At 66.0% G+C, this 9877-nt stretch carries 9 protein-coding genes; all 9 read right to left on the reverse strand.

Going from position 1 to position 9877, the window contains the following annotated elements; translation table 11 throughout:
- Positions 1 to 1773, reverse strand: a 1773-nt coding sequence (locus HRUBRA_RS13835; RefSeq protein ID WP_035518124.1) for a RelA/SpoT family protein, incomplete at its 3' end; no start/stop codon positions are given.
- Between the two features lie 9 nt (positions 1774 to 1782).
- Positions 1783 to 2682: a cysteine synthase CysM gene (cysM, locus tag HRUBRA_RS13840; RefSeq protein WP_035518126.1), complete on the reverse strand. Its 900-nt coding sequence runs from the start codon at positions 2680 to 2682 to the stop codon at positions 1783 to 1785.
- Positions 2683 to 2855: 173 nt separating this feature from the next.
- Complete coding sequence (gene recO, locus HRUBRA_RS13845; RefSeq protein ID WP_035518127.1) at positions 2856 to 3581, reverse strand: DNA repair protein RecO; 726 nt, start codon at positions 3579 to 3581, stop codon at positions 2856 to 2858.
- Between the two features lie 7 nt (positions 3582 to 3588).
- The gene (gene era / locus HRUBRA_RS13850) at positions 3589 to 4488 is read right to left on the reverse strand and encodes a GTPase Era (RefSeq protein WP_035518129.1); all 900 of its coding nucleotides are present in this window, start codon (positions 4486 to 4488) and stop codon (positions 3589 to 3591) included.
- Positions 4481 to 5152, reverse strand: a complete 672-nt coding sequence (rnc, locus tag HRUBRA_RS13855; protein WP_035518130.1) for a ribonuclease III — start codon at positions 5150 to 5152, stop codon at positions 4481 to 4483. The genes era and rnc overlap by 8 nt, the downstream gene beginning before the upstream one ends.
- A gap of 7 nt (positions 5153 to 5159) precedes the next feature.
- On the reverse strand, positions 5160 to 5519 hold the full coding sequence (locus HRUBRA_RS13860) for a DUF4845 domain-containing protein (protein ID WP_035518131.1): 360 nt from the start codon (positions 5517 to 5519) through the stop codon (positions 5160 to 5162).
- 53 nt (positions 5520 to 5572) lie between these two features.
- The gene (gene lepB, locus HRUBRA_RS13865; RefSeq protein ID WP_035518133.1) at positions 5573 to 6337 is read right to left on the reverse strand and encodes a signal peptidase I; all 765 of its coding nucleotides are present in this window, start codon (positions 6335 to 6337) and stop codon (positions 5573 to 5575) included.
- A 7-nt stretch (positions 6338 to 6344) separates the two neighbouring features.
- Positions 6345 to 8144, reverse strand: coding sequence for a translation elongation factor 4 (gene lepA, locus HRUBRA_RS13870; protein ID WP_035518135.1), 1800 nt, complete (start codon positions 8142 to 8144; stop codon positions 6345 to 6347).
- 151 nt (positions 8145 to 8295) lie between these two features.
- Complete coding sequence (locus tag HRUBRA_RS13875) at positions 8296 to 9693, reverse strand: Do family serine endopeptidase (protein ID WP_035518136.1); 1398 nt, start codon at positions 9691 to 9693, stop codon at positions 8296 to 8298.
- Positions 9694 to 9877: the final 184 nt, after the last annotated feature.

Genomic DNA, 9877 nt, shown 5'->3' on the forward strand with positions numbered 1-9877 from the left:
CCGGCGGCGCGCCGCCGGCGCCGCCACCCGCAGCTGCGGCTGCGGCCGGTCGCCGACCAGGTCCTGCGCGGCATTCACCACCGTTGAAGAGGAGAGATCGCCGGCGCCCACGGCGGCGTACATATCCTCCACCGTCGGCTGCTGTACCTTGGCGGCAATGCGCTTGTAATCGACGCTTGTGAGCGCCATCCGCCGGAATTCGCGCTCGAGGAGCTGACGGCCGGCGTCGATATTTTCCTCCCGGGCCTGGCTCTTAAACCATTGCTGCACCTTGGCCCGGGCCCGGCTCGTACGCAGGTAGCCGAGCCCCGGTTGCAGCCAGTCCCGGCGCGGCTGGTCCTGGCGGCCGGTGAGAATCTCCACCCGTTCGCCGGTTTTAAGCGCATAGGTCAGGGGAACGATCTGGCCGTTCACTTTGGCGCCGCGACAGCGATGACCCACCTCCGTGTGCACGTGGTAGGCAAAGTCCAGCGGCGTCGCACCGGCGGCCAGGCTGACAACATCGCCCTTGGGGGTAAACACATAGACCCGGTCCTGGGTGATGTCAGCCCGCAGCTCCTCGGCAATGCCCTCCGCGTCACCCTCTTCATGCCAGTCGAGCACCTGGCGGAGCCAGGCGATCTTCTCATCGTAGCTGCTGCCGAGACGCGCGTCCGGATCAGAACCCTTGTAGCGCCAGTGCGCGCAAACCCCGAGCTCGGCTTCCTCATGCATCTGGAAAGTGCGGATCTGCACTTCGAGGATTTTGCCTTCGGGGCCGATGACCGCCGTGTGCAGCGAGCGGTAACCGTTCTCCTTGGCGTTGGCGATGTAGTCGTCGAACTCATTCGGGATGTTCCGCCACAGGCCGTGCACGAGGCCAAGGGTCGCGTAGCAGTCGGCGACCGTTGGCACCAGCAGCCGCACGGCCCGGATGTCGTAGACCTGGGAAAAGCCGATGCCCTTGCGCTGCATCTTCCGCCAGATACTGTAGATGTGCTTGGCCCGACCCGAAATCTCGAAGTGAATATCCGCGTTGTGCAGCACGACCTGGAGCTGCTCCGAGACCCGGCGGATGAACAGGTCGCGCTCCCGCCGCTTGCCGTCGAGGAGCCGGGCGATCTTGCCGTAGGCATCCGGGTGCAGGTAGCGGAAGGACAGATCCTCAAGCTCCCACTTGAGGTGACCGATACCGAGACGGTGCGCAAGCGGCGCATAGACGTCGAAAACCTCCCGGGCAATCGGCTCCCGCCGCTCTCGGTCGTTCTTCACGGCGCGGATCGCACAGGTACGCTCGGCGAGCTTGATCAGGGCGACGCGGACATCGTCGACGATGGCCACGAGCATTTTTCGCAGGTTATCGCGCTGGGCATCGGCCTGGCCGAGCACGCGCTCATCGCCCGTCTTGCGCAGGTCCGATACGGCGGCCATACGCAGAACGCCCTCCAGGAGCTGCGCGGTAGCACTGCCGAAGCGCTCTTCCACCAGCGCCAGAGGCAAACGCTCCTCGCGCACGGCGCGGTACAGGAGGCCGGCGATGAGACAGTCCGCGCTGACCTGCAGTTCGGCGAGAATCTGCGCGGTCTCAAGCCCGGCGAGGAGGCAGTTCGAGTCGGTACACCAGTCGTCGAGGTCCAGTCCCGGGTGCGCCACAGCCCCGGCGACGCTGCCGGCCGCGGCGGCAACACGCTCGGCGTCACCGACCTCAAGCGCCAGCGGCAGCTGAGAAAGCCACGCCTGCACATCGGCGTGCCCGTCTGCGCCGATCCACGCCTGGTCGCGAACCCGAACCATCGGCCGCCTTCAGCCGCCCGCGCCGAAAACGCCGGTGGACAGGTACCGGTCCCCCCGGTCGCAGATAATAGCGACAATGGTGGCGTTCTCGACCTCGGCAGAGAGCCGAAGCGCCGCGGCCACGGCGCCCCCGGCAGAGACACCGCATAAGATGCCCTCCTCGGCGGCGAGGCGGCGCATGGCCTCTTCGGATTCCTCCTGGGAAATGTCGATGACCCGATCCACCCGTGCTGGCTCGAAGATCTTCGGCAAATAGGCCTCGGGCCAGCGGCGGATGCCGGGGATGCTCGCCCCCTCCGTGGGCTGCAGACCAATAAGCTGCACCGCCGGGTTCTGCGTCTTCAGATAGGCGGAGCACCCCATGATCGTACCCGTGGTGCCCATGGAGCTTACGAGGTGAGTGATCTCACCGTCGGTCTGCTGCCAGAGCTCCGGTCCGGTACCGCGGTAGTGCGCCAGAGGGTTGTCCGGGTTTGAAAACTGATTGAGCTGACGGCCGCGGCCCTCGCGCTCCATCGCCTCGGCGAGGTCGCGGGCACCCTCCATACCCTCCTCGGCACTCACCTCGACCAGCTCCGCGCCGTAGGCGCGCATGGCCAGCTTGCGCTCGGTGCTTGCGCTCTCGGGCATGATCAGCACCATGTGGTAGCCGCGGATCGCCGCCGCCATGGCCAGGGCAATGCCGGTGTTGCCGCTGGTTGCCTCCACCAGGGTGTCCCCCGGGCGGATGTCGCCGCGTCGCTCGGCCTCGGCGATCATCGACAGCGCCGGCCGGTCCTTCACGGAGCCGGCGGGATTATTGCCTTCCAGCTTGGCGAGGAGCGTGTTGCTGCTGCTGCCGGGAAGGCGCTGCAGGCGCACCAGGGGTGTGTTGCCGATGCAGCTTTCGATGGTGGGATAGTCGGGCATGATGCGTTCCCTTCCCTGACAAGCCGGTGAGTATAGTCGCTGGAGGGCCCCTGCCGCGACCCACAGCCCGTGACAGCCCCGCCCCTGCCGCAACAGCGATTGCCGGGAACTACCCGGCCGCCGTCGGCCCGGGAGCGCACCTTCCCTAGGCCACAGCCAGCCCCCCGCGGCTTTCAGCTGCCTTCGCGGCTCCGCTCCCGGCGGCGCAGAAACAGCTGCCGGCTGCGCAGCGGGCGCTCGCCGAGAAGCTCCCTGAGCGCGCTGCGCAGAATCCCCTTGGCCGCCCGCCCTGCACTGCCGGTAAAATCGCCCGCCGCCGCACGCAGCAGGTCCTCGCCGGCGAAGCTCGTGCCCGCGGCGCCGGGGCGCTGCGCGCGCAGGCCCACGCCCGGCTCGAAAATGTAGCGCCGCGTGGCCTCAACGGGTGTACCGGCCAGGGCATCGTGATCGAGGGCAAAAGCGTAGCCCAGGGCCTCGAGCAGCTCGCCCTCGAAGCGCCGTAACGCCGGCTCGACGGGCGCGGCGTCGGCCAGCGCTCCGAGTACCGTTGCATAGCTGGCAAACACCGCTGGCTGCGGATCATCGCGGTGCAGCAGGCGCACGAGCAGTTCGTTCACGTAAAGTCCCGAGAGTAGTGCGTCACCCCGCAGGGGCGCGAGGCCACCCCCGCTTTCGACGCCGGCCAGGGTCTTCAGTTCCCCACGGCCCACAAGTCCCACGAGGAGCGGCGAGAAGGGCTGGAGCAGCGCGCCGGGGCTCCCTCCCCGGCTCCGTCGGCGCAGGCCCCGGGCCACAACGCCGACGCGGCCATGCTCCGCTGTGAACAGTTCCAGCAGCTGGCTGCTTTCCCGGTAGGGGCGCCGGTGCAAAAGATAGGCGGGCTGCAGGCTGGCCTGCATGAAGCGGCTATCCGCGCTCGTCGTAGCCGAGGCTCTTGAGGGCGCGCTCGTCATCGGACCAGCCAGCGCGCACCTTGACCCAGAGCCGCAGCATGACCTTCTGATCGAAAAGGCGCTCCATGTCCTTGCGCGCCTCCGTGCCGATAGCGCGGAGGCGGGAGCCCCCCTCGCCGATGACAATACGCTTCTGCCCGCGGCGTTCCACCAGGATCAGCGCGCTGATATGCAGCACGACCGCGTCCTCGGCAAATTCCTCGATTTCCACGGCAGTGGCATAGGGCAGTTCGTCACCGAGCTGCCGGGTAATTTTCTCGCGAACGATTTCCGCAGCGAGAAAACGCTCCGTGCGATCCGTCACCTGGTCCTCGGGAAAGAAGAACTCCCGGGCGGGCAGCAGCTCCAGCACCGCAGCATCGAGCTGGTCAAGGTTATGCTCACGCAGCGCCGAGAGCGGCACGATAGCGGCAAAGTCAGCCCGCTGGCTGAGGGCCTCCAGGTGCGGCAGCAGCACGCGCTTGTCGGCGAGTAGATCAACCTTGTTGGCAGCGAGGATTACCGGTACGCCGGCGGCAGTGACCTGCTCGAGGACACGTTCGTCCTCATCGGTCCAGGCGGTGCGATCAACCACCATGACAATCGCATCAACGTCACTGAGCACCGCCCGGGCCGCGCGATTCATGACCCGGTTGATCGCGCGCTCGCCATCCTTGTGCATCCCCGGCGTGTCAACGTAGACCGCCTGCCAGCCCGTCTCACTGCGGATTCCAAGGATCTGGTGGCGGGTGGTCTGTGGCTTACGGGAAGTGATACTGAGCTTCTGCCCCACCAGGTAGTTGAGCAGGGTGGACTTGCCGGTGTTCGGCCGCCCCACCAGGGCCACGTAACCCGCACGGATCGGCTCAGCCATGATCGAGGGATTCCAGCACGGCCCTCGCGGCGGCCTGTTCCGCCCGGCGGCGGCTGCTGCCGCTGCCCCGGGCCTCGCAGGCCGGTGCCGCCACGCGGCAGGCCACCTCGAACTCGCGGGCGTGTTCGCTGCCTTCCACCGACACCAGTTCGTAGCTCGGCAGCGGCAGCCCTCGCCCCTGCAGGTGTTCCTGGAGGCGGGTCTTGGGGTCCTTGCTGACCCCGGCGCCCTCGAGAGCACCGAGCTGTTCCTCGAGCAGCCGCTCCACCAGCGCGCCGCAGGCCGCGAGACCACCGTCGATAAGCACGGCTCCGAGCACGGCTTCCAGAGCATCGGCAAGGATAGAGGCGCGTCGACGACCGCCGCTTTTGCGCTCACCGGGCCCGAGGCGCAGGTGGTCGCCGAGTCCGAGCTGCCTGGCTACCGTCGCGAGCGTATCGCCCCGGACCAGGGCCGCCCGCATGCGCGAGAGCTCGCCTTCGTCGGCATCGGGAAAGCGGTGAAACAGGCGCTCGGCCACGCAATGATTAAGGGCCGAGTCACCGAGGAACTCGAGACGCTCGTTGTTCTGCCGCCCCACGCTGCGGTGCGACAGGGCCCGGACGAGGAGCTCGCGATCCTCGAAGTGGTAGGCGATGGCGCTCTCCAGGCGGTCGAGCTGCACGGGGGGCTCAGTCTGAATAACTGCGGCCGGCCTCGTACTTGAGGTCGTCGAACTTGATGACGGCGTCGATACGCCAGGCCACGGGTACGCGCGCCTCGTAGCTGGCATCGATCCAGGTGCGGCCCTCTTCACGAAAAACCTCGATGTCCTTGTAGTCGATGCCATAGATCTGGTTGGTATTGAGGAGCGTCGCCAGCTTGCGGCGCACATCAGCGATCGTGTCCCCCTCGCGGTTGTACTCCTCCGCGACCCGGGTCACCACCTCCCGGACCTGCAGGAACTCGATATAAGAGGGTGCCATGCGCAGGCCCACCATAATAAAGAAACCCACCATCATCGCGATGATGAGCATTGCTGGAAGGGACATCCCCCGCTGCCTGTGGACTGCCGCCATGCCAGTGCTCCGCTGTCGTCGCCCGTTTATTCTATGACACCGACGCGCCTGAAGCTCGGGATACTGAACAGCGAATCCCAGTGCATCCAGACCGCAAACGCCTTGCCGACTATATCCTGTTCGCTGACCTGCCCCCAAACGCGGCTGTCGCTGGAGTTGTCACGGTTGTCGCCCATCATGAAGTAGTGCCCCGGGCGCACGGTGACAGAGAAATCACGGGACGGCCGCACCAGATCATCCTGAACCAGGTGCTTGCGGCCACCGAAGTCGGCAAGGCTCACACGCTGCCGCGAGCGTCCGCCGGGCACCACGGCCAGGGGCTCCTGAGGCACGCGTTCCCCGTTGACGTAGAGCCGCTTGTTGCGGTACGTCACGTCGTCTCCCGGAATACCGATGACACGCTTGATATAGTAAGTCTTGTTCATGTGCGGCGGGAAGAACACCATGACGTCGCCGCGCTCCGGCTCCCCGATATCGATGACCTTGGTCCGCAGCACCGGCAGGCGGATCCCGTAGGTAAATTTGTTGACCAGGATGTAGTCCCCCACTTCCAGTGTCGGCACCATGGACGACGAGGGTATCTGGAACGGCTCGACCACGAAGGAGCGCAGCACGAAGACCGCAAAGAGCACCGGGAAGAAGGACTTCGAGTACTCCACGACCACCGGCTCCGAGCCGGCCTCTGATCCCTGCCGGCGTCGAGCCGGCGCGAGCAGCAGCGCATCAATGAGCCAGGCGCCACCGGTGAAGGCAACCGCAAGCAGCAGGATCAGGGGGAAATCGATACTCATCGCAGCCTCAACCGTCGACCTGGAGTACGGCCAGGAAGGCGGACTGGGGAATCTCCACCCGACCCACCTGTTTCATGCGCTTCTTGCCCGCTTTCTGCTTGTCCAGCAGCTTGCGCTTGCGACTCACGTCGCCGCCGTAGCACTTGGCGGTGACGTTCTTGCGCAGAGCCTTCACGGTCTGCCGGGCGACAATCTTCCCGCCCACGGCCGCCTGGATGGCAACGTCGAACATCTGCCGGGGGATGAGTTCTTTCATCTTTTCCGTGAGCTGCCGGCCCCGGTACTGGAGCTGATCCCGGTGCACGATAAGGGCGAGCGCATCGACCCGCTCGCCATTGATCAAGACATCCAGACGGGCAAGGCTCGCCGCCTCGAAGCGATCGAAGCTGTAGTCCAGGGAGGCATAACCGCGGCTAACGCTCTTCAGGCGATCGAAAAAGTCGAGTACGACCTCGGCCATGGGGATGTCGTAGCTCAGCGAGACCTGGCTGCCGAGAAACTGCATATCCTTCTGGACGCCACGTTTTTCGACGCAGAGAGTAATCACATTGCCGAGGTATTCCTGGGGCACGAGGATACTGCAGCGGGCGATAGGCTCTCGCATTTCCTCAATGTCGCCGACCTCGGGCAGCGCCGAAGGGTTGTCGACGTGCACAACTTCCCCGCTCTTTTCAACGACCTCATAGATGACCGTCGGCGCCGTGGTAATCAGATCCAGGTCATACTCGCGTTCGAGGCGCTCCTGGATGATCTCCATGTGCAGCATGCCCAGGAAGCCGCAGCGGAAGCCGAAGCCCAGGGCGTCGGAGGTCTCAGGCTCATAAAAGAGTGAGGCGTCGTTCAGCGTGAGCTTGGCCAGGGCGTCGCGGAAATCCTCGTAGTCGTCCGTGGACACGGTAAAGATGCCCGCGTAAACCTGCGGCTTGACCTTCTGGAAGCCCGGCAGCGCAGGCACGTCCGGGTGCTGGGCACTGATCAGCGTGTCGCCGACGGGCGCACCGGCGATATCCTTGATGCCGGCGATGACGTAGCCGACTTCACCGGCCTGGAGCAGCGCCGTCTCCCGGCGCTTCGGAGTGAAAATACCGACGCCGTCCACCTGGTGTATCTTGCCCGTAGCCCTGGTGACAATGCGGTCGCGCTTGCGCAGCACGCCCTGCTTCACCCGCACGAGGGACACTACCCCGAGGTAGTTGTCGAACCAGGAGTCGATAATCAGGGCCTGCAGCGGCGCCTCCCGGTCACCATCCGGTGGTGGGATATGGGCCACCAGGTACTCCAGCGCATCCTCGATGCCGAGGCCGGTCTTGGCGCTGACCAGGCAGGCCTCGCTGGCGTCGATGCCGATGATCTCCTCGATCTCCGTGCGCACCTTGTCAGGGTCTGCCTGGGGCAGGTCCATCTTGTTAAGAACCGGCAGGACCTCAAGGCCCTGTTCGATCGCCGTGTAGCAGTTGGCCACCGACTGTGCCTCGACGCCCTGCCCCGCATCGACCACCAGCAGCGCGCCCTCGCAGGCGTAGAGGGAGCGGGAGACTTCGTAGGAGAAATCCACGTGGCCCGGGGTGTCGATGAAATTCAACTGGTACACCTGACCATCGCGGGCGCTGTAATCGAGGGTGACGCTCTGCGCCTTGATGGTAATGCCGCGCTCGCGCTCGAGGTCCATGGAGTCGAGCACCTGCTCCGCCATCTCCCGGCCTGTGAGACCGCCGCAATGCTGGATGAAGCGGTCTGCAAGCGTCGACTTGCCGTGATCAATGTGGGCAATGATCGAGAAGTTGCGGATATGTTGCAGTTCGCTCACTCAGCAGGTCCGGCGCCGACGCGCATGAAAAAAGCCCACGGCCTCTTTGGGCCACGGGCCGACAATGGGTGGCGGCGCGTGCGCCGCCGGCTCTAAGGGCGCGGATTGTACCCCAGCCCGCCGGCGCCCGCTATGCGGCCGGGCGGCGTCGTTACTCGGGTAGGCGCAGGCCGATGAAGAGCGGTGCGCCGCGACGGATGAGCCGCAGCGGCACGGAACTGCCCGGTGCCTGAGCCTCGAGCGCCTCGCGCAGGCTGTCGAGGTCCTGTATGGGCCGTGAGCCGACCAGGGTGAGCACATCGCCGGGCAGGAGACCCGCCTCGTCCGCCGGAGAGTCCGGCACCACGCTGCGCACGACCACGCCGCCACTGATGCCCCAGCGCTCGAGGGTCTCCGGCGCTGCGGTCTCCGCGCTAATGCCGATGCGGGCGCTGTCACCGTCACCGTCGCTGCCGGCAGCGGCAACCCGCGGGTCCTCGTCGGCGTCGAGGCCCCCGACCTCAACGGCGAGGGTTCTGCGCCGCCCGTCACGCACGACGACTGCCTCGACGTCGGCCCCGGGTCGGAGCAGGCCGACCACGTGCGGCAACTCAGCAGACGTATCGATCGCCACGCCATCGAAGCTGACAATAACATCCCCGGGCTCAATGCCTGCGTCCTCAGCCGGGCTGCCCGGCGCCACCTGGGCGACCAGGGCCCCCATGGGCCGCTCGAGGTTGAAGGATTCGGCAAGGCTTCGGTCCACATCCTGAATGGTCACGCCGAGCCACCCGCGAGTAACCCTGCCTTCAGCCTTGAGCTGGTCGACAACATTGCGCACAACGCTCACCGGGATAGCAAAAGAGAGCCCGATAGAGCCGCCGCTCCGGGTATAGATCTGGGAGTTCACCCCAACCACTTCGCCGTCAAGGTTGAACAGCGGCCCCCCGGAGTTGCCGGGGTTGATAGCGACATCGGTCTGGATAAAGGGCACGTAGTTTTCGTTGCGCTCCGTAGGCAGGCTCCGGCCCATGGCCGAGACGATGCCGGCGGTGACCGAGTAGTCGAGGCCGAAGGGCGAGCCGATGGCCAGCACCCACTCGCCCACGTCCAGTTCATCGTCTTCCCCCAGGCGCAGCACCGGCAGATCCTCGGCTTCGATGCGCAGCAGGGCGAGGTCCGACCGCGGGTCCGTGCCGATGACCTCGGCGTCGTATTCACGGCGGTCGATGAGCCGGACGACGACACTGTCTGCCCCCTCCACCACGTGGTTGTTGGTCACGATGTAGCCATCGTCGGAGATGACGAAGCCAGACCCCAGGGACATGCGCTCCCGCGGCCCCGGCGGTTCGCCGCGGAACTCGAAGAAGCGGCGCAGGTACTCGGGGATCTCCTCCGTATCGATACGCGGATGCGCGCCGCTGCGACTTTCTACCAGAATCTTCACCACAGCCGGCGACTCCCCGGCGACGATAGTGCGGAAGTCCGGAAGCTCGCCGGCAGTGACAAGCAGCGGCAGCGAAAGGAAGGCGAGCAGCAGCGTGCGGTACAGAATGCCTTGTGGAATCATGAATAACTCCTTGCCGGGAATAACGAAAGTTAGCAGGACGCTAGCGCAGGGTCAGGGGTTCCGCCGCGCGTTCGACGATTTCCAGCAGCGCGGGCTGCAGACGGCTGTCGTGACGGTGGCGCCAGCCATGCCAGCGCACGAGCCCAAGGCCCGCGGCGAGGCCCGCCGCGGCACCTGCCGCAGC

Origin of the sequence: Pseudohaliea rubra DSM 19751 (assembly GCF_000764025.1) — a bacterium.
In the GTDB taxonomy this organism is placed as follows: Bacteria; Pseudomonadota; Gammaproteobacteria; order Pseudomonadales; family Halieaceae; genus Pseudohaliea; species Pseudohaliea rubra.

Excerpts from the sequence above, each read along its gene's own strand:
- cysM (WP_035518126.1), bottom strand. The coding sequence starts at position 2,682 with ATGCCCGACTATCCCACCATCGAAAGCTGCATCGGCAACACACCCCTG.
- era (WP_035518129.1), bottom strand. The coding sequence starts at position 4,488 with ATGGCTGAGCCGATCCGTGCGGGTTACGTGGCCCTGGTGGGGCGGCCG.
- HRUBRA_RS13875 (WP_035518136.1), bottom strand. The coding sequence starts at position 9,693 with ATGATTCCACAAGGCATTCTGTACCGCACGCTGCTGCTCGCCTTCCTT.
- lepB (WP_035518133.1), bottom strand. The coding sequence starts at position 6,337 with ATGAGTATCGATTTCCCCCTGATCCTGCTGCTTGCGGTTGCCTTCACC.
- HRUBRA_RS13860 (WP_035518131.1), bottom strand. The coding sequence starts at position 5,519 with ATGTCCCTTCCAGCAATGCTCATCATCGCGATGATGGTGGGTTTCTTT.
- recO (WP_035518127.1), bottom strand. The coding sequence starts at position 3,581 with ATGCAGGCCAGCCTGCAGCCCGCCTATCTTTTGCACCGGCGCCCCTAC.